Here is a 19111-nt window from a genome sequence, read left to right on the forward strand (position 1 = left end):
ATTTTTTTACACAAACTCTCAAAAGCAACAATTCCAAGGCCTTCCAGGCATTTTGCTAGCGCAAAAAAAGTTGAATTTCCTATATAATAAAAAAGGCTTATTACCAAAATTGGTGGTAAGCTTTTTTTATGGACTACTATAAAAAGTTAAGTATCCTTTGTATTTATTTTATATATAGGTAATCAATAAGTTTATTATCTTCAGTAACTTTATAAAGAGATTTATATAGATAAACTTTCATCATAGAAGTCTATAGTTCCTAGTAAATAATAAATTTAGCTAAGTTTACTGCTACTAACACTGCACAAAAATCAACAATTAAAGCTACCCAAAGGCTGTGTCGAATTTTCTTTATCCCTATAGCTCCAAAATAAACAGTAAGGGTATAAAATATGGTTTCTGTAGAGCCCATAATTATGGAAGCTGCAGTTCCTATATAAGAGTCTGGTCCAAACTGTTTTACCACATCAGTGTACACACCAAGAGCACCACTTCCGGATAGGGGTTTTATGAATATAATAGGTACAATCTCTGGCGGAATCCCCACAAATTTAACTAAAGGTTTTATTAAGTTTATCACATAATCCATGGCTCCAGAAGCTCTAAAACAATTTACTGCAAGAAGCATGGCAAGTAGATATGGAAAAATTCTTACACATATATTTAGCCCTTCCTTAGCTCCCTCAACAAAGCACTCATAGACCTTAACCTTTTTCTTTACTCCATAAATTACTACACCCCCAACTATTATGGGGATTATAGCTTTTACTATATATTGAAATATATTTCCCATTAATAACTTCTCCTTTTATTATAAAAATTTGTACTACTAATGACTTTACAAGCTCATTTTCTTAATTTTAATTGTTAAATAAAATTAAGATATTAATTTAAGATTAATTAAAATACTCCAAAGTAGAAGAAATAAGTTATTTTAAATACTATATTAAAAATACTTTCGAAGTAGCTTACAAAGTAAAACTCCCAGTATTGATGCAAAGGTAGTTGTGCATAGGGCTGCAAAGATTATAGCACCTGGGTTTTGAGAATTTAGGGCAGCCCTTATGGACACAACAGTAGTAGGTACAAATTGAATACAAGCAGCATTTAACACTAAAAACAGCACCATATCATTACTAGCTACTTCCTTATCCCTATTTAATCTATCCATTTCCTCCATAGCTTTAATTCCAAAAGGAGTAGCTGCATTTGAAAGTCCAAACATATTGGCAGTTAGATTCATTACTATGGCCCCTAAAGCCTTTTCATCTCTTCCTGCTTCTTTAAATATAAGTCTTAATATAGGTTTTAAAACCTTTGCTAATTTGTCTGTTAGTCCACTTTTTTCTGCTATTTTCATTACTCCGCACCAAAGACACATCATCCCAACTAAGGCTATAATAAGCTCTACAGTAGAGGAAGTGGAGGATACAATAGCCTTAGAGACTAGCTCTCCATTTCCATTAAAAACTCCGTAGCCGATACCAACTATCAAAATAAGAAACCAAATTATGTTTATCATTCATTATTCTCCTTTTTAATATGAGTTTTATATGATTATTGCAAGTTTTAACAATAATTCTTGCACGCTTTTGTACTAGCTATAATATATATATTATTAGGATATACCCCTTATGACTTTTATAGTAATAGTAAAGTTCAATTAGTTTTTAACTTATTTCTTTATATGGAACCAAAGATAAGACTTAACTTATATAGAGCACTTACCTTGGTTCTCTTCAGGCTTTTGAGAGATGTAAAATTTGAGTTTTTGCTAGGTAAGGCTATATAAATAACATATCTAAAAGTAAGGAGGCCCTATTATGGACATCAATAGAATTTTAGAGATAAAAAATTCAAGTTGTATCACTAGAGTGTTTTATAAAAATCATGAAGTATGGATTAATAGTGTAGACTGTGAAAATAATATTGCACAAATATTGGATTTACAAACCTACGAAACCTATGTGGTGAATTGTAAAAAGCTTCTTGAAGGAGTTTGTTTGAACAATTCTAGCTTAGCAGTAAACCCCTTGTAGATTTTGTATAATAGTTGACCATGAGGATTATTAAATACATGAGAAAAACCTCTAGCTTTTATGCTAGAGGTTTATATTTTAAATATTAGGGTATAAATTAGTTATAACTGTCTCAACTTAAGAAATGATTAGAATTATTACTTGATGATATAAATCCAATAAAGTAAAATATAATCATAAGATCAATTAAAGGTGTGGTTAATGATGCTAAACCGCTACCCTTTCATATTCCATATTAACATATTGCCATATAAGGCATTTTCAAAAAATAAATAAGTCAGTATGTTTGTCTATTTTGAGTTATACTGCGTCAACAGAATCCTTAGATAGTTCTACTATCTGCGGAACCTGTTTCCTTGCCGCACAAGCTTGCTTGTGAACCCAAAATATCCTTCACATCTTTGACTTGTTATTTATTTTCAAATGCCTAATTCATTACAAAGGAGATTACTATGAAAGAACAAAGTCTAAAATTAGCTCAAAAAGATATCGATGAGGCACTATCAACTATTGAAGAATTAGAAAAGTCCCTTAAGGAAAATTCTTTATCAGAGGATTTAATTAAGGAAAACTTTTTAGAACTTTCAAAGAAAATGCAGGAAATTGAATCTATATTAAAAGAAGAAGGAATTTTGTAAGACTTAGTTTTCAACAAAGTTACTTTGTGTGGTAGTACTTAGCTCTAAGCTTATAGCTTCTAATATAACGTAATAAGCTAGATTAAACTGCTACTTTTTATAACTGGCTATATAATAAATTAAATTATTGAATTGACTAAAAGAGAGGTTAAATCCTCTCTTTTCTATTACTTTAAAGCTTTTTTTATTCTATGCGCTACTATTAACATTAAGCTAGCTGCTTCTAATATAATTCATAAAACTCATTAATCCCTCAATGTATTTGTGATGCTTTTCTTTTTAATAGTAAACTTCCTTTAAGAAAAGTCCTTTAGCTTCAGCTACTGCTTTAGCATACTTTCTTTCTTTTTTATCTCTTATATCTTCTACTTCCTCTGGTGGTATTATTCCAAGTCCTACCTCTATTAAAGTTCCTGTGATTATTCTGACCATGTTCATTAGAAAGCCATCTCCAGTATAGCTTATGTTAATGTAATCTCCATCTTTTGTGAAGTTTATGGAATGCACAGTCCTTACTGTAGATTTCGTTTTTGATTTTAGGGTTGTAAAGCTTTGAAAATCATGAGTTCCTATGAGATACTTAGTAGCTTCTCTCATTTTGTCAATATCTAGTGGTTCTTCTACATGAGTAGCGTATTTAAGATTAAATACATCCCTGTATTTATAATTATAGATACTATAAACATAGGTCTTACTCTTTGCATTATACCTTGCATGAAATTTTAGAGGCACTTCTTCTACCTGCATTATTTGTATATCTTGTGGAAGATACTTATAGCAATAATCTAATATGTACTCTGCTGTTAAATCCTTACTTGTTTGAAAGTTTGCTACATAGTTTAAGGCATGAACCCCTGCATCCGTTCTTCCACAGCCATGAAGCTGTATTTCCTCTTCTGTCATTTTGCTAAGAAGTGCTTCAAGTTTTCCTTGAATTGTATTATCCTCTTCCTTCTGCTTTTGCCAACCCTTATATCTTGTTCCATCATATTGTAATGTTAGTTTTATATTTTTCATTAAGTGTTCTCCTACTTTCTAATGGTTATATGATTAAATTGCTAGTAAAATTATCCTAGCAACTACATTTTAGTATTATACCATATAGAATTCTTATAATCATAATTTATAACTTTATATAGACATTTAGAATAAATCTCTATATTTTGCAATGAAATTATATCTATATATGTAGCAGTTAGTCTTTATTGTATTAAATATGAAAAAATCCTATTCATTAAAGAACTAATCTTTTAAGATAGTCTTTAATGAATAGGACTGTAAATTATCCATATATTCTTATTTTCTTTAGCCTTGTATAACCTATTTTAACTTGCCATGGAAGTCTTAGTAATCATATTAAAATTTATACAATATTTAATTCTACTGGTTTTTAACTAAAGTGTATAAAAGTCTTGCTCCACTTCCTGTTGCACCACTAGAATGATATTCTGTTGGTGGCTTTTCAGAAGCGCAAGTACCTGCTATATCAAGATGTAGCCATGGTTTATTCTCAACGAACTCACCAATGAATAAGCCTGCTGTAATGCTTCCACCTTTTGGTCCACCAATGTTTTTAAGATCTGCTACATCACCTTTGATTTGCTCTTTATATTCATCAAAGGATGGAAGCTTCCAAACCTTTTCTTCAACTTCCTTAGAAGCTGCTTCTAAGCTATTGTAGAAGTTATCATCATTAGTTACTACTCCCATAGCTGCACTTCCAAGGGCTGTTACCACTGCCCCTGTTAAAGTTGCAATATCCACAACCTTAGTAGCTTTTTCATTTCTGATTATATAAGTTACTGCATCAACTAAAGTAAGTCTTCCTTCTGCATCTGTGTTTAAAACTTCTATAGTTTTTCCAGCCATTGATCCTATGATATCTCCAGGTCTATAAGCTTCACCTGAAATCATATTTTCGCAAGCAGCAACTACTGCTACTACGTTTTTCTTAAGGTCCATTTTAGCTATAGAACTCATTGCTCCAATAACTGCAGCTGCTCCACCCATGTCTGTTTTCATATTTGCCATACTTTGTCCTGGCTTTATGCAATATCCACCTGTATCAAAGGTTAATCCTTTTCCTACAAGGCCAAATATATCCTCTGGATTTTCCTGGTTTCCTAAATGCTTCATTACAATAAGTTTTGGTTCATTGGCTGAACCTTTACCTACTGCCATATAAGCTTCCATGCCTAAGCTGATTATTTCATCTTTATTATAAACTTTAACTTCAAAGCCATATTTTTTACCAGCCACTTCAGCTCTTTTTGCAAGCTCTGCTGGAGTTAATATGTTTGCTGGCTCGTTAACTAAGTCTCTTGCTATTAGATTTCCTTCCCCTAGGGCAATCCCTTCTTTTATTGCTTCTTCTAGCACAGTTACATCACATTGGCTACAGCAAAGTAGAGTTACAGTTTTTAAGTTTACTGGCTTTTTATCACTCTTATAAGTATCAAAGTTATAGGTTGCCATAGTTACAGCTTCCCCTATAGCTTTTGCAGCTAATTCCATATCAAAATGCTTTCTAAGGGCAGGTACATTTATTTCTAGTGTAGCTGCTTTAAGTTTTATGCACTCTTTAACTAACTTTCCAACATTTTTTCTTAAAGTTTCTACTGTTAGTTCTTCCCCTTTTCCTGCTCCTACTAAAACAATTTTGCTTGGTGCTTCTTTTCTAAGTAAGTTTACTGTATAAATTTCACCTTTTTTCCCACTAAACTCCTTATTCTCTTGCACAAAAGAAATTGCATTATTTATTGCCTCATCTTCAAACTTCATATGGAAATCTTCTTTTGCTTCAAACATAAGAATTGCTTTAATTTCTGCTGCTTCCTTATATTCATTAAACTTTACTACTTTAATATCCATGATTTCACCCTTTCTTAAACAGTTCTATATTTTAAAATTAAGTCTTATAATTTCATTTTATTATAAAAATCTATGTTTAAAACCATAGTTATATAACAATATCTTAATTTAACTGAAAAGTTTCAAATATTTTATAAATTGTTAAGTTATAACATAGCTTATGATTCTTAACCTTTAAATAAAAACAAGTTCACTTTGTTAACAACTTTGAAAGCAGATTTCAACTATCACCAAAGTAGCTTACCTAGGCTAGGCAACTGCTACTTATAGAAGATACCATAGTTGAAGCTTCCTAGATGTTGTTAAAGCATATTTATGGTCTAAGTCATTCTTAACATAGATAAAATAAACTTTCACTAAGTAAATCTATAGAACTAATTCTACAAAAATTCATTAATTCCTCCTATATTTAAGGAGTTAATAGAAATTTAATATTATTTAATAATCATTTTCCCTGATTCTTATTTCTTAGGAATATCATACTGCGGTTCTGTAAACCCTCTTCCTACAACTTCCCTTACATCTGTAATAGTTATAAAGGCCTTATCATCTATACTGGTTACAACCTTCTGCAGTGCTACAATTTGGTTTTTAGAGCAAACTACAAATAGTATTTTTTTATCTCCTCCAGTATACATACCTGTTCCATTAAGCCCAGTTACTCCCCTATTTAGTTCCTTCATTACAGCTCTAGATACTTCCTCTGGTTTACTTGAGATAATGTGCACTGCTTTAGAATAGTTAACCCCTTCAAGGACACTGTTAATTACTTTAGATATTATGAATATAGAAATTAGTGCATACATAGCTTTTTCTACACCAAATATAAAAAGTCCAATGGTTATTATCACTGAATCTATTCCTAACATTATATTTGAAATAGGTAGGGTTTTAAAATAATGTTTAATAATTGTAGCTAAAAGATCTGTTCCTCCAGTAGTAGCTGATGCCCTTAAGACTAAGCCAATACCAATACCTACTAAAACGCCACCAAAAACACTTGCTATTAGCAGGTCTGCTTTTACTGCTGGTATATAACTTGTATACCAAAGAGCAATGGAGAAAAAGACTGCCGCGAACAAAGACTTACCACCAAAAGACTTTCCCTTTAATTTTATTCCTATTATGAACAGAGGAATATTTACTAAAAGGTTAGTAAGCCATAAGGGAACGCCAAAGCCTAAAGTAGTTTTTGATGCATATTCTACTATAATTGCTAAACCAGATACCCCTCCCGTTACTAACTGATAGGGTGAATAAAATATATTAATTCCCATAGCAGTTATAGTTACTCCTATAATTATCATCAAATACTTTTTAAAATCTTCCCTGTTAATTATGTTGCTCATACTATATTGCCCCCTCATTTATGTTTTCCCTAATATGTTATAACATAATTCATTAATATTCAAAGCAGGTTATAGATATTTTATACAAATTTAACATTAGCACTCATCTTACAGGAAAACACTCTTATGATAATTGGTTTTATCAACTTTATAAACTGTTATGCGGCTCCTTACTAGGAATTATAAAATATCCTTACTGATCAAGAATTATATTTACTTAAATTGGATATAACTATAGGTGTTACTCTTTATCATTGAGTAATCATATTAAAATTATACTCTTACTATTAAATAAGTCTTCTTTAATTCCCTTAAGGTTTTAAACGTATATTATATTAAAATATTACATATATTGATAATTTTTCACATTACCTTTAAACTATATATATGGAACCAGCGCAAACACTAAACTTATGTCTGGAGCCTATCTTGGTTCCCCTAAGGCCTTTTGAAGATAAATTTTGTCCATCTTCAATGAAGTTTATAATTAATGATATTCATTATGGCTAAAGTAAATTTTTTATCATAAAAGTATATCATTGTAACCATATAAGTAAAATTATTAAGGAGAAGCTATGAATGCATATAACATATTTATAAGTATTGTAAACTCTATATTTGTTATAAATATTATTTTTGCAATACTTGTTATACTTTTTGAGAGAAGAAATGCCAATAGTACTTGGACTTGGCTTATGATTATGCTATTTATTCCAGTACTTGGCTTTATATTCTATCTCTTTTTTGGTCAGGACCTAAGGCGGAAAAAGTTTTTTTACTTAAAAAAGGAGGAGGAAGAAAATCTACTTGCAGTAGTTTCCGAGCAGAAGCATATTTTAAACAACGAAAACATAATAAATCAAAATGATCTTTTGCATCATTATCATGATGTAATTACTTTAAACCTTTATAGTGATAACTCTATCTTTACTACTAACAATGAAATTGAAATCTTAAATAATGGTCATGAGAAGTTTCCAAAATTAATTAAGCATCTTAAGAACGCAAAAAAGTATATCCATTTAGAGTACTATATTTTTAATGATGATGATATTGGAAACGAGATCCTTAATATTCTTGTGGAGAAAGCTAAGGAAGGCGTAGATGTTAAGCTTCTTTATGATGGCATGGGTTGCCTTCATAATAACGGAAAGTTTTTTGATAAACTAAAGGCTGCTGGTGGCTCTGTTGTGTGCTTTTTTCCACCCTTTGTTCCTTATATAAATATTAGAATTAACTACAGGAATCATAGAAAAATATGTATTATCGATGGGGAACATGGCTTTGTTGGCGGTTTAAATATAGGAGATGAATATTTAGGTCTTTCTAAAAAGTTTGGCTTTTGGAGAGATATCCACCTTTATTTAAAAGGAGATTCCTTAGATTCTTTGCAAATAAGATTTCTTTTAGACTGGAGATTTGCTGCTGGAGAGGACTTCGTTATGGACGATAAATACTTTCCTAAAAGGGATAGGATTAATCATAAAGGAGTTCAAATCATTACAAGTGGCCCTGACTCTAAGTGGTGTTCTATAAGAAATACTTACCTTAGGTTGATATATAAGGCAGAAAAAAGCATTTATATCGAAACCCCTTACTTTGTTCCTGATGAGAGTATCTTAACTGCTCTAAAAATTGCAGCCTTATCTGGAATAGATGTAAGATTAATCATTCCTTGCAAACCAGACCATGCCTTTGTATACTGGGCTTCTAAGTCTTATGTTTGGGATCTAATGGAATCAGGTGCAAAATGCTACACCTATAATAACGGCTTTATTCATAGTAAAATGCTTTCCATTGATGGAAGAGTTTGTTGCGTAGGTTCTGCAAATATGGATATTAGAAGCTTTAGTTTAAATTTTGAAGTTAGTGCCATAGTTTATGATGAGGCCACTACCTTGAAGTTAGAGGAATCCTTTAAGCAGGATTTATTAAAATCTACCTTATTAACTAAGGAGCATTATAAGAGTAGAAGTGGTATTATTAAGCTTAAGGAATCTATATCTAGATTAATGTCTCCAATACTTTAGGAATTATATTGTAACTATCCTTATTTAGAGTAATTTAAATATAAATATTATAGCTAACTATATAGTTTATGTTGAGATAAGCTATACAATGAAATCTCATATTATCGAAGGCCCAACAAACACCCAACTTATACCTAGAAACTGCTTTAGTTTTCCTAAAGTATTTTCAATGCAAATAAAATAGAATTTCATCATTGAAGGTTATATAATTGAAAACCACAGAACTTAGAGGTTTTGTCCTCTTAGCTTCTGTGGTTTTTGTTTAGGTATTTCAAATTCCTAAATACACCAGATATAGGCCCATAAATATTACTAAGATTCCAAAAAATATTTTTGCAATGTTTCCAACTCTAAAATATTTAGGAGAACTTTGCAGCCTTTCAATTAACCCAACTGAAGTTCCTGCAATTACTATTAAAACGCAATGTCCAATAGAGTAAACCAATAGCATAAGTATTCCTAAAACTATATTTCCGCTACCTGCTACAAAGGCAAGTATAGCTGCAAGAATTGGGGTGGCACAAGGTGATGATAATACCCCTCCTAAGATACCTAAAAAGAAAGCTCCTATAGCTCCAGTGTTTCTTCTCGGAACCTTGCAAGTGTTAGTTTCTCTGCTATTAATAACCCCTACAGTTTTTAATCCTACAAAAATCATTATGGCTCCCAGGATTAAGTACCACAACTTTCCCCCTCCTGCAAAGAATTTACCAAGTACTGCAGAAGCAATGCCTAAAGACACAAAGGTAAATATAAGTCCTAGCGCAAATATTAGAGAGTACTTTAATGCTAAGTTCTTACTACGTTTTCCATTCACTTCAACATATCCTATAACCAAAGGTACGGTAGATAGTAAACAAGGACTAAAAGAAGAAACTATACCCGCTATAAAAGAAGCCATTAGAGCTATAAATATATTTCCCGATATTAGGGTGGTTAAATTACTCATCTAAATCAACCCCCATTTCTTTAAATACTTCCTTTATTCTATTTTCATCAGCAGCTCCTGTAAAACCTTTATATACCTCTTTTTCTTCCTTAAAGAATATAGTGGTTGGAACTACAGTTACTCTATATTCATAAGCATACTGAGGATTTTCATCTAAATCTATTTTCACTACATTTACTTTATCCTTATATTTTGGGGCAAACTCTCTTAAAACAGCTTCCATCTGTCTACAAGCTGGTCATGTACTAGTGCTAAGTACCATCATAGTTGGAAGCTTTGTATTAATGCCTTCCATAGCGGTATATATATAGTCATTACTTTTCAGAGTTTTTAATTCTTCACTATTATATATATTCTTAAAGTAATACATTCCCCCTATTGTAATTATTAACATACTTATGATAAGGCCCTTTACCCAGTTCTTCATCTACTTATCTGCCTCCTTTATTTTTTATAATTATAACCTAACTTTATCTTAAGGTCTATTTAAAGTATATTATCAAGCTAAAGGAAATATTTGTTTAGTGATAGGCAATTCTTAACCTTTTTTATGAATATCAGTCTTTAATTTGTCAATGCCTCTAATTATTGTAATATAAGTTTTTATTAACTTTTTCATTTGAAAGTCTTGCACCTCTATAAAACAAGTGCACATTTTTACACACCTTCTTAAAAGTTAGCGATTACTTGCACTTTTTTGCATATATTCTTAAACCTTTTAATTACAAGGCATTCTAGTGATTTTTTAGACAAAAAAGAACCTATTAAAATAGACTCTTTTTTATGTGTGTCTACTTTATAGGTTCCATTTAAGCTTTACTACTACTTTGAATACTTTTAATTAAATTATTGCTTTAGTTATTTGCTTATCTATTAAGCTATGAGAGGCACAAATACTGCAAGGGTCAGAATAGTATCAATAATTAAAGCTATGGAAAACTTAATTATTATCATTTCTTCTGTGTCCCTTTTAAATAGTAGGTATCCAAAGACATAACTGAGTATTCCTAGTATTGCACAAATTAATATGCCTACGCCTTTGTAAGCTAAAGGTTCTGGTAATAAGGCTATATAATCTGTGTAGGATATTTTTAATATACTGCTTGTCTTTAAAATTATTCCAAAGACAGATAACACCAAGAAACCCCTTAACTTTCTCTTTTCAGAGTAAGAGTAGTCAAAGAAACTATATACTCCTGCTACAATACCTATTGGGAAAATCCATCTTAATCCATAAACAAAAATGAAGGATATGCTATATAATAAACCTTCAAGGGTCAGCCATAAAGCTCCTGTTCTTTCTGTTATTCTTGTACCATTATTTACTTCTTTAAATTTATCACTGGTTGAAGCTATGTTTACATCAAAGATCCCATTCTTGCTAAAGCTTATGAAGGATACATAGTCCTCTTCTACATAAGGGTATAAAGTTAATTCCCTTAACCTACTTACATACTCTACATCCTTTGTAACTCCATCTTTAAAAGTAAAGGAAACTATTGCTGGCTCACTACCTTTTCTTCCAACAGGTCTTGTACTAGTTCCATAGAACTTTCCACCATCCTCTGAATAGATTCCTACATTGTCATAAATTACATCTGATTCATTGACATATACTTGCTTAAACTTTGAATCTGAGCCATCTAAATTAAACTCAATTCCTTTTGACCCTGAAAATTCGCCCTTTACAGCTTCTTCTAATAAGATATACCCCTTAACTCCATCTGTAGAGCAAGAAATTTTGTTATAAGACACTGAGTCTGCCTTATTAAGACTTATTGCTTTCTTTGACTCAGTTGCTTTTCCATCTTCTACAATAAAGAATTTAAAAGTGTCTTTACCTTCTAAGTAACAAACTAAAAAACCTGCCTTTGTTTTGCTTCCAGTAACCATTCCTACATCTTTTGCTGGAACTGATATTTCCTGTGCCTTTTCATCTATAATTGAAATTCGATCTTCGAAGGCTATTAAATAATTATTGTTGCTTATCTGATAAATTTCCCTCACTTTTTCTAATTTATCCTTTTTTATAAGAGTTAAATCTTTATCTAAAAGAAGCTTGTCCATATATCCTGTTCCATTATCTGTAGAGTTATACCCTAGTGTATATCCATCCTGAGTTTTTAAAAATACTATGTTTTTTATAAATTCCTCATCAATTTGGTACTCCTTTTCTTCCTTAACTTTTCCTTGTAAGTCTGACACAGATATATGAAGATTCTTCCCATCTAAATATCCAACTAATAATCTATTTTCTTCTTTAATAAGTACTGAATTAGTATTCATTTTGCCCTGGCCTACTTTTACTTCTTTGCTCCATAGGTTAGATGGCGGTTCCTTTAATATATTGAAATTATAAGCATAATGAAATCCCAATATAACTAAAAATACTAATCCAATAGCTGCCCCCACTTTACTTGCTATTTTTTTCATTCTATAATCCCCCAGATTTTCAAAATATTAAAAATGTTATAACTGTAATTATACTACCTTAATTTTTATTATTCAAATTATATTTTTTTGAACAACTTTAACTACTTGAAATCACCCTGATTTTCCCATAATATAGTTCATATAGGGAATTCTATTTGGAGGAGATACTGAATGATGAGAACTGGCAAGGTATTAAACTTTGATGAAGATAAAGTTTACTTAATGACTAAGGAAAAGCAATTTGTAACAGTTAAAAGAAACAAGAAAGTCCCTGTTAAGGACGAAAATTATACCGGGGAGGAAATAGTTCCGACCTCTAAGTTAGTGGTTTTTTTATCGGTACTTATATTAGTATCAATTTTAGGAATTTATCTTATTAAGTTTTTATTTTTCAGAGCAGATGCTTCCGTTGTTGTATCTTTTAATTCTAACATCAAGGTAGGAATTAATAGTAATAAAATTGTTGAACTTACAAGTGTAGGTGGATATTCAGAATCCTTAGCACTTGTTGAACACTCCTCAGTTAAAGGCACTGAAATAAATGATGGTCTTATTATACTCTTTGATGAAGCATTAAAGGAAAAATTGTTAGACACATATACAGGCTATGATAGGGGAAAAGTAAATATATATATAACTAATCAAGGCCATAAAGAACCCCTTAACTTTACTAAATTTACAGATTATGCTTATGATCACAATTATGATGTTATTGTAAACAAAAATGATAATAAAATTCCCGTGCTACCATCGGAATAATTGGTATATAAAACTAATACCTATGAGATTCAAAGGAGATATTATGACGGTTACGAATGAAAATTCCATGAGATTAAATAAATATATTAGTGAGAGTGGTATATGCTCAAGAAGAGCTGCTGACAAGTTTATAGAAGAAGGCAAAGTATTTGTAAATGGTGTAAAAGCCGTAGTTGGAACAAAAGTCTTTCCTGGGGACAAGGTCATTGTAAATGGAAAAGATATTAGTCCAAAGGGAAAAAAAGTGTATATAGCTTTCAACAAACCAATAGGCATAACTTGCACTACAGAAACTCATATTAAGGGAAATATTGTTGATTATATAGGCTTTAAAGAAAGAATTTTTCCTATTGGAAGGCTCGACAAACCTTCAGAAGGACTTATATTTTTAACCAATGATGGTGATATTGTAAATAAAATTTTAAGAGCCGGAAATAATCATGAAAAAGAATACATTGTTACTGTGGATAAACCTATTACTGAAGAATTTATTAAAAGAATGAGCAATGGTATTCCAATCCTAGGAACTATAACAAAAAAATGTATGGTAAAAAAAGAAAGCACCTTTATATTTAGAATTGTTTTAACTCAGGGGTTAAACAGGCAAATTCGAAGAATGTGCGAATACTTAGGTTATAATGTAACTAAACTTCAAAGGATAAGAATTATGAATGTAACTTTGAAGGACTTGCCCCTTGGTAAGTGGAGATACCTTAGTGATAAAGAAATGAACACCATAAATAAACTAGTAGAGACTTCTATCAAAACTGAAGAAGCTTCAGTCTAACTATAAAAAGCATAGGAATTAGTTCCTATGCTTTTTATAGTTATCAACATCATCAACAAAAATATTGTGCATAACTTGTTGATTATCTGTTTATTACTATGATTTATCCACAAACCACTGTAATTTATAGTGGTAAAAAGTCTTTATATACTATTTTGCAGCTTCAAGCTCTGCTTTAAATAATTCTGCAAATTGCTTTTGGCTAACCATTTCTTTGTTCTCTTTTACATCTTTTAAAGCTGGCTCATAGTTGTCTGGGATTGTTAAATTTATTTCGTAAACTGTTGTTGGAGCCTTGTCATCACCATAAACAACCACGTAATCTTTTTCTTCTTTAGTTCCATTTACATTTTTGTAGTATGGATATACTTTAGCTTTTGTTGCATCTATTTTATTGTCAGCCATAGCCTTATCAACTACTGCTTTAGCCTTTGCTATATAAGCTTTTTCATCATCTTTTTTCATTAATTTTATTGTGTTTATTTCATTATAATAGTAATCTTTATTAGCCGTTCCGTTTAGTAAAGAAGCGAAATTGTCATAAGTTACTTCTACTTTTGCTTCTGTCTTTTCTTTGCTTTCTGTTTTAGCTGGCTCTGCATTGCTTCCACTTGTTGCTGTTGAATTTCCACAAGCTACTAGTGAAACCATCATGCCTGCTGCTAATACTAATGATAAAACCTTTTTCATTTTAACCCCTCCAGATTCTTTGCTTTAGTAATTTATTATTACTTTGGTAATTTATTATTTATTTGGTAATTCATTACCATAAGGTTGTCCAACCTAAATCATTATAACACTTATAGATAATTATTCAAATATTTAATGTATACAGAATATTAACAATCAATGAAATTTCTGTAATATTTTATATTTAAACCATGAAAACTTAAATTAGAAAAATTTTTACTATATATTGTGTTTAATAGTTAACAATATACTACCAATAGTATATCTAATTTTTTCAACTTATCAACATGGTTTGTGGACAATGTTAAAAGTTTGTGTGTAAATTTCACCTATTCCTTCTTAGGAGACAGTAAAACTTTCAACATTATTAACATTATCCACAACTTGCATGTGAATAACTTGTGGAACTCCTGTTAATATGTATTATTTAACATATATCTACATATTATCTTACTAAATAAGAAATCTCGCTCAACATATTTTTACATTGTTGACGAAGAATAATTTTAATCTTTTCCACATTATCAACAGCAATGTGTATAACTTGTTGATAACTTGCATATACTATTTGTTTATACATAAATTAATTCGTCATTTCATTTAATTAAGTAGCCTTTATGTACTTTTATACCTCTGTTGGCATAGTCATACCCCATACTAATAAACTCTTTTATTAAAATAAGTTATTTGTGGAAATATAAAAATAAGCTTTAAGTAAAATGAACACTAAATATTACTAATAAATTACACTATTAATGTGTTCATAATTCTATCAAGTTTTAAATTGATTTAACTATAACTTTAAATTGATTAATCAAAGGAAAATACTTAACTTGTAGCTGTATTTATCTTAAAGTATTCCGCCTTAACAGCTTCATAATTTTGTAAATAAATGTTATAATTGTATTAACATACCACTGTTTCTTTTATATTGGGGGGTGTTGTTATTGGGGAACAATGTGGTTCACGTGGACTTCACTTGTAGAAAAAGTAAGACTAGGAAAAAAAGAAATAAAAGTGAAAGCACTATATTTAAGTTAGTAAAACTCATAAATCCTTTTAATGAGGAAAAAAGCCTATTCTTAAGATCTTTAGCTTTTCGATTTTTTATTTGATCACTATTGTAATTATTTATTGTACGCAACTAGCGTACTTTTTTTATATCTTCTTCTATTGTATAAAAAAAATACTGGTGCTAATATTATTAGTAAATACATGCCATAACTTTGCATATTGTTTATTAAGAAAGGGTGTTTTTATGCGAATTGGATTAGGCTATGATGTACATAGACTGGTTGAAAATAGAGATTTAATACTCGGAGGAGTAGTTATCCCCTATGAGAAAGGACTTCTTGGACATTCTGATGCAGACGTATTAGTTCACGCTATTATGGATAGTCTTCTTGGCGCAGCTGCCTTAGGTGATATAGGAAAGCACTTTCCAGATACAGATGACAAATATAAAGGTATTTCCAGTATTAAGCTTCTTCAGCATGTTGGAATGCTCCTAAAGGAAAATAACTATATGATAGGCAATATTGATGCTACTATAATAGCTCAAAGACCTAAAATGCTACCTCACATTCCTAAGATGGTAGAAAACATAGCTTCAGCTCTTAACATCGATAAATCAAAGGTTAATGTTAAAGCTACTACAGAAGAAGGCTTAGGTTTTACTGGTAGTGGAGAAGGAATATCTTCTCAGAGTATATGTCTTTTAGAAAACTTGTAAATATCTATTAAATAGTGAATAAGTTCTTTTTGTCTAATAACTTTGGAAGCAGCTTTTCGCCGAACAAATGAAATTTGTTACACCAAAGCAATTTCTCTAAATGGCCAACTGCTGCTACTTAGCTTTTAGATTGTTGTTAGAGACTTATAAAAGGAGTCAATGATTATGCTTTAGCATGCTACATCGACTCCTTTTACTATGTAAGTTATCCTTTTATTTTATCTATAATTTCTGTTAGATCTTTTTTTAGTTCCTCTAGGGTTTTTCCATTCATGAAATCATTAGCCATAGCATCTAACTTCTCATATACTTCCTTATCTGCAGTAACTGCCACCTTTTTTATCTCTTTAGATTCTTGTCTTACCTTTTCTTCAATTTGGCCTCTTAATTCACTTGAAATCTCCTGACTTCCATCCTTTAAAGTAACCCCTACTAAAGCTGTAGTTTCTTTAATAAATACTGTACTTTTTTCAACTCCATTTATATCTTTAATACTCTGGGATATTTTTTTCCCTAATAGAACATCATCAGTGTTTGAATCTCTATTGGGTTCTGTACTAGATGATGTGCTACTATTACTATTTTGAGACTTGCCTCCATTTTCATTATTACTACTAGCCTTAGCACAGCCAAATAATACTACAACAGCTATGATTAGCATTACCACTATTCCTTCTACTATATTATATTTTCTTTCCATGAAAACACCTCTTAAACCTTAATATATAGAGAAACAAAGTCAAGACTTATTTGCACCTACTCTACCTTTGTTCCTTCAAGACCTTTAAAGATGAATAGGATAAATTTTCACCTTATCGTCCTATGGCTTATTATTTCCATGAATAAAAAATTTATTACTCTCCTACTTCGTTGTGAAATTATAAGGCCATAGCTTTGATTATACTAATCTAGCTATAGCCTTATATCCCCTTAGGCAAATTAACACTCTACTGCATTTGCTTTAAATTACTATGCAAGTTAATTCTACATTACTGTAGTTTCCATAAATATTTCTCTATCTATGTAAAACTTCCCATCAACTTCTTTTAACTCAAACTCACTGACAGCAGTTACTCTTTCAGCTTTTTCTATATGAAGTACATAACCTTCTTCATTTCTATATTTAAAAAATACTTTTGAAAACTTTACTACTCTTATTGGTGAACCTTCTATATCATAAATAATTCTTGGAATTTCCTTTAGCATAATATCTCTCCTTATCTCCCTGCTTGATTGTTGATGATATATAATATTAGGAAATAGAATTATTTATGATAAAATTAAAAAAATAAAAGCTGACAGCAAAAACTGTCAGCTAATTATTTTTATTCTTCTTCGAATTGATCCTTACCTACTCCACATAGTGGGCATACCCACTCTTCTGGAACGTTATCCCAAGCTGTTCCTGGTTCAACTCCGTTATCTGGATCTCCTAATTCTGGATCATAAACATAGCCACATACAACGCATACGTATTTTTTCATAATATATCACTCCTACCATAAAAATATGTCACTCTTATTTTACAACTTTTTAGTTAAAAATATACTAAATAAGTGTTCTATATTTATATTTTACACATTTTAGTAATTAATGTCAATGGATAATGATTATTAATTATCTTCATATAATGACTTTTTTCGATATTTTTACGTCTAGCTAAATAAGGTATATAATTTTAGATAAAAGAACCAAAGTTTGCAAGTTAGCCAACTTTGGTTCTCTTAAAGTATTTAAAATTAAGTTTCTATTTCTTAAAACTCTATATTAGCAACCTAAAGTAGCTACCATTACAGCCTTAATAGTATGCATTCTGTTTTCTGCTTCATCAAATACTATTGAAGCTTCACTTTCAAATACATCGTTGCTAACTTCCATTCCATCTAAGCCATATTTCTCGAATATTTCTTTACCGATTTTTGTTTTAGTGTCATGGAATGCAGGTAAGCAGTGCATAAACTTAGTATCTCTTTTTCCTGTTAAAGCCATCATTTCTTTATTAACTTGGTATGGTTTTAAAAGCTTAATTCTCTCTACCCAAACTTCATCTGGTTCTCCCATAGATACCCAAACGTCTGTGTATATTACATCAGCATCTTTAACTCCTTCTGCTACGTTATCAGTTAGAGTAATTTTTGCTCCAGTTTCTTTAGCAATTTCCATGCATTTTGCAACTAGTGCTTCTTCTGGGAATAAGGATTTTGGAGCTACAATTCTAAAGTCCATTCCCATTTTTGCTGCACCAATCATAAGTGCATTTGCCATGTTATTTCTTCCGTCTCCAGTGTATACAAATACAACCTCGCTTAATGGTTTAGCAAAGTGCTCTTTAACTGTTAAGAAGTCAGCTAAAATTTGAGTTGGATGGTCTTCGTTAGTTAATCCATTCCAAACTGGTACTCCTGCATATTTTGCAAGTTCTTCAACTATTTCTTGACCAAAGCCTCTATATTCTATTCCATCATACATTCTTCCAAGAACTCTTGCAGTATCAGCTACTGACTCTTTTTTACCCATTTGGCTACCTGTTGGTCCAAGGTATGTAACATGAGCTCCTTGGTCATGTGCAGCTACTTCAAAAGCACATCTTGTTCTTGTAGAGTCCTTTTCAAATATTAAAGCTATGTTTTTTCCAACTAATCTTTGTTGTTCAGTTCCTGCATATTTTGCTTTCTTTAAATCTTGAGAAAGTTCTAATAAGTAGTTTATTTCCTTTGGTGAAAAGTCCATTAGTGTTAAAAAATGTCTGTTTCTTAAGTTAAACATATTAATTCCCCCCAAATATTTAATTACTATGGCATCAACATACTTTCATTAATGCCATAATATAATTT

20 protein-coding genes are annotated in these 19111 nt (G+C 30.8%); 6 read left to right on the forward strand and 14 right to left on the reverse strand.

What is annotated here, in order from left to right:
* Positions 1-259 precede the first annotated feature (259 nt).
* Both J2Z44_RS18545 and J2Z44_RS18550 read right to left on the reverse strand, forming a co-directional pair.
* On the reverse strand, positions 260-793 hold the full coding sequence (locus J2Z44_RS18545; protein WP_021285799.1) for a spore maturation protein: 534 nt from the start codon (positions 791-793) through the stop codon (positions 260-262).
* A 153-nt stretch (positions 794-946) separates the two neighbouring features.
* Positions 947-1522 carry a nucleoside recognition domain-containing protein gene (locus tag J2Z44_RS18550; protein WP_021285800.1) on the reverse strand — a complete coding sequence of 192 codons (576 nt, stop codon included), beginning with the start codon at positions 1520-1522 and terminating at the stop codon, positions 947-949.
* Positions 1523-1823: 301 nt separating this feature from the next.
* Between J2Z44_RS18550 and J2Z44_RS18555 the strand changes: the two genes are divergently transcribed.
* Together J2Z44_RS18555 and J2Z44_RS18560 are read left to right on the forward strand one after the other, a co-directional pair.
* Positions 1824-2039 carry a small, acid-soluble spore protein, H family gene (locus tag J2Z44_RS18555; RefSeq protein ID WP_021285802.1) on the forward strand — a complete coding sequence of 72 codons (216 nt, stop codon included), beginning with the start codon at positions 1824-1826 and terminating at the stop codon, positions 2037-2039.
* 452 nt (positions 2040-2491) lie between these two features.
* Entirely contained in the window at positions 2492-2677 is a 186-nt protein-coding gene (locus J2Z44_RS18560) for a hypothetical protein (protein WP_021285803.1), read from the forward strand.
* A 279-nt stretch (positions 2678-2956) separates the two neighbouring features.
* On the opposite strand, the gene truA is transcribed toward J2Z44_RS18560, so the two are convergent.
* From truA to J2Z44_RS18575, 3 genes are all read right to left on the reverse strand, one after another.
* A complete protein-coding gene (truA, locus tag J2Z44_RS18565; RefSeq protein WP_021285804.1) occupies positions 2957-3694 on the reverse strand; it encodes a tRNA pseudouridine(38-40) synthase TruA in 738 nt (245 codons plus the stop codon).
* Between the two features lie 363 nt (positions 3695-4057).
* Positions 4058-5548 carry a leucyl aminopeptidase gene (locus tag J2Z44_RS18570; RefSeq protein WP_021285805.1) on the reverse strand — a complete coding sequence of 497 codons (1491 nt, stop codon included), beginning with the start codon at positions 5546-5548 and terminating at the stop codon, positions 4058-4060.
* Between the two features lie 461 nt (positions 5549-6009).
* Positions 6010-6897 (reverse strand): YitT family protein, encoded by an 888-nt coding sequence (locus J2Z44_RS18575; protein WP_209649925.1) that lies wholly within the window; start codon positions 6895-6897, stop codon positions 6010-6012.
* Positions 6898-7472: 575 nt separating this feature from the next.
* On the opposite strand from J2Z44_RS18575, the gene cls reads away from it, so the two are divergent.
* Entirely contained in the window at positions 7473-8927 is a 1455-nt protein-coding gene (cls, locus tag J2Z44_RS18580) for a cardiolipin synthase (protein ID WP_021282179.1), read from the forward strand.
* Positions 8928-9198: 271 nt separating this feature from the next.
* On the opposite strand, the gene J2Z44_RS18585 is transcribed toward cls, so the two are convergent.
* The 4 genes from J2Z44_RS18585 to J2Z44_RS18600 all read right to left on the reverse strand — a co-directional run bounded on the left by J2Z44_RS18585 (position 9199) and on the right by J2Z44_RS18600 (position 12309).
* Complete coding sequence (locus tag J2Z44_RS18585; RefSeq protein WP_021282180.1) at positions 9199-9876, reverse strand: cytochrome c biogenesis CcdA family protein; 678 nt, start codon at positions 9874-9876, stop codon at positions 9199-9201.
* Positions 9869-10099 (reverse strand): thioredoxin family protein, encoded by a 231-nt coding sequence (locus J2Z44_RS18590; protein ID WP_021282181.1) that lies wholly within the window; start codon positions 10097-10099, stop codon positions 9869-9871. Before J2Z44_RS18590 ends, J2Z44_RS18585 begins: the two co-directional genes overlap by 8 nt.
* Before the next feature lie 15 nt (positions 10100-10114).
* A complete protein-coding gene (locus J2Z44_RS18595; RefSeq protein WP_021282182.1) occupies positions 10115-10303 on the reverse strand; it encodes a hypothetical protein in 189 nt (62 codons plus the stop codon).
* 446 nt (positions 10304-10749) lie between these two features.
* Positions 10750-12309: a hypothetical protein gene (locus J2Z44_RS18600; RefSeq protein ID WP_209649927.1), complete on the reverse strand. Its 1560-nt coding sequence runs from the start codon at positions 12307-12309 to the stop codon at positions 10750-10752.
* A 171-nt stretch (positions 12310-12480) separates the two neighbouring features.
* On the opposite strand from J2Z44_RS18600, the gene J2Z44_RS18605 reads away from it, so the two are divergent.
* Positions 12481-13068 (forward strand): hypothetical protein, encoded by a 588-nt coding sequence (locus J2Z44_RS18605; protein WP_021282185.1) that lies wholly within the window; start codon positions 12481-12483, stop codon positions 13066-13068.
* A 43-nt stretch (positions 13069-13111) separates the two neighbouring features.
* Complete coding sequence (gene rluF / locus J2Z44_RS18610; RefSeq protein ID WP_021282186.1) at positions 13112-13855, forward strand: 23S rRNA pseudouridine(2604) synthase RluF; 744 nt, start codon at positions 13112-13114, stop codon at positions 13853-13855.
* 150 nt (positions 13856-14005) lie between these two features.
* Here rluF and J2Z44_RS18615 read toward each other — a convergent pair whose 3' ends face one another.
* Positions 14006-14545 (reverse strand): hypothetical protein, encoded by a 540-nt coding sequence (locus J2Z44_RS18615; RefSeq protein ID WP_021282187.1) that lies wholly within the window; start codon positions 14543-14545, stop codon positions 14006-14008.
* Between the two features lie 1258 nt (positions 14546-15803).
* Between J2Z44_RS18615 and ispF the strand changes: the two genes are divergently transcribed.
* Positions 15804-16277, forward strand: a complete 474-nt coding sequence (gene ispF / locus J2Z44_RS18620; protein WP_021282189.1) for a 2-C-methyl-D-erythritol 2,4-cyclodiphosphate synthase — start codon at positions 15804-15806, stop codon at positions 16275-16277.
* A gap of 205 nt (positions 16278-16482) precedes the next feature.
* On the opposite strand, the gene J2Z44_RS18625 is transcribed toward ispF, so the two are convergent.
* The 4 genes from J2Z44_RS18625 to argF form a co-directional block, all read right to left on the reverse strand.
* Entirely contained in the window at positions 16483-16977 is a 495-nt protein-coding gene (locus J2Z44_RS18625) for a YhcN/YlaJ family sporulation lipoprotein (RefSeq protein WP_021282190.1), read from the reverse strand.
* 284 nt (positions 16978-17261) lie between these two features.
* The gene (locus J2Z44_RS18630; RefSeq protein ID WP_021282191.1) at positions 17262-17483 is read right to left on the reverse strand and encodes a hypothetical protein; all 222 of its coding nucleotides are present in this window, start codon (positions 17481-17483) and stop codon (positions 17262-17264) included.
* Positions 17484-17602: 119 nt separating this feature from the next.
* Positions 17603-17761, reverse strand: a complete 159-nt coding sequence (gene rd / locus J2Z44_RS18635; RefSeq protein ID WP_021282192.1) for a rubredoxin — start codon at positions 17759-17761, stop codon at positions 17603-17605.
* Between the two features lie 283 nt (positions 17762-18044).
* Positions 18045-19043 (reverse strand): ornithine carbamoyltransferase, encoded by a 999-nt coding sequence (gene argF / locus J2Z44_RS18640; RefSeq protein ID WP_021282193.1) that lies wholly within the window; start codon positions 19041-19043, stop codon positions 18045-18047.
* Positions 19044-19111: the final 68 nt, after the last annotated feature.

The sequence above is a fragment of the Clostridium punense genome, assembly GCF_017874425.1.
GTDB classification, from domain to species: domain Bacteria; phylum Bacillota; class Clostridia; order Clostridiales; family Clostridiaceae; genus Clostridium_J; species Clostridium_J punense.

Excerpts from the sequence above, each read along its gene's own strand:
- J2Z44_RS18550 (WP_021285800.1), bottom strand. The coding sequence starts at position 1,522 with ATGATAAACATAATTTGGTTTCTTATTTTGATAGTTGGTATCGGCTAC.
- J2Z44_RS18630 (WP_021282191.1), bottom strand. The coding sequence starts at position 17,483 with ATGCTAAAGGAAATTCCAAGAATTATTTATGATATAGAAGGTTCACCA.
- cls (WP_021282179.1), top strand. The coding sequence starts at position 7,473 with ATGAATGCATATAACATATTTATAAGTATTGTAAACTCTATATTTGTT.
- J2Z44_RS18595 (WP_021282182.1), bottom strand. The coding sequence starts at position 10,303 with ATGAAGAACTGGGTAAAGGGCCTTATCATAAGTATGTTAATAATTACA.
- ispF (WP_021282189.1), top strand. The coding sequence starts at position 15,804 with ATGCGAATTGGATTAGGCTATGATGTACATAGACTGGTTGAAAATAGA.
- J2Z44_RS18590 (WP_021282181.1), bottom strand. The coding sequence starts at position 10,099 with ATGGAAGCTGTTTTAAGAGAGTTTGCCCCAAAATATAAGGATAAAGTA.
- J2Z44_RS18575 (WP_209649925.1), bottom strand. The coding sequence starts at position 6,897 with ATGAGCAACATAATTAACAGGGAAGATTTTAAAAAGTATTTGATGATA.
- J2Z44_RS18625 (WP_021282190.1), bottom strand. The coding sequence starts at position 16,977 with ATGGAAAGAAAATATAATATAGTAGAAGGAATAGTGGTAATGCTAATC.
- rluF (WP_021282186.1), top strand. The coding sequence starts at position 13,112 with ATGACGGTTACGAATGAAAATTCCATGAGATTAAATAAATATATTAGT.
- J2Z44_RS18545 (WP_021285799.1), bottom strand. The coding sequence starts at position 793 with ATGGGAAATATATTTCAATATATAGTAAAAGCTATAATCCCCATAATA.
- rd (WP_021282192.1), bottom strand. The coding sequence starts at position 17,761 with ATGAAAAAATACGTATGCGTTGTATGTGGCTATGTTTATGATCCAGAA.
- J2Z44_RS18605 (WP_021282185.1), top strand. The coding sequence starts at position 12,481 with ATGATGAGAACTGGCAAGGTATTAAACTTTGATGAAGATAAAGTTTAC.
- J2Z44_RS18555 (WP_021285802.1), top strand. The coding sequence starts at position 1,824 with ATGGACATCAATAGAATTTTAGAGATAAAAAATTCAAGTTGTATCACT.
- J2Z44_RS18570 (WP_021285805.1), bottom strand. The coding sequence starts at position 5,548 with ATGGATATTAAAGTAGTAAAGTTTAATGAATATAAGGAAGCAGCAGAA.
- J2Z44_RS18615 (WP_021282187.1), bottom strand. The coding sequence starts at position 14,545 with ATGAAAAAGGTTTTATCATTAGTATTAGCAGCAGGCATGATGGTTTCA.
- truA (WP_021285804.1), bottom strand. The coding sequence starts at position 3,694 with ATGAAAAATATAAAACTAACATTACAATATGATGGAACAAGATATAAG.
- J2Z44_RS18560 (WP_021285803.1), top strand. The coding sequence starts at position 2,492 with ATGAAAGAACAAAGTCTAAAATTAGCTCAAAAAGATATCGATGAGGCA.
- J2Z44_RS18600 (WP_209649927.1), bottom strand. The coding sequence starts at position 12,309 with ATGAAAAAAATAGCAAGTAAAGTGGGGGCAGCTATTGGATTAGTATTT.
- argF (WP_021282193.1), bottom strand. The coding sequence starts at position 19,043 with ATGTTTAACTTAAGAAACAGACATTTTTTAACACTAATGGACTTTTCA.
- J2Z44_RS18585 (WP_021282180.1), bottom strand. The coding sequence starts at position 9,876 with ATGAGTAATTTAACCACCCTAATATCGGGAAATATATTTATAGCTCTA.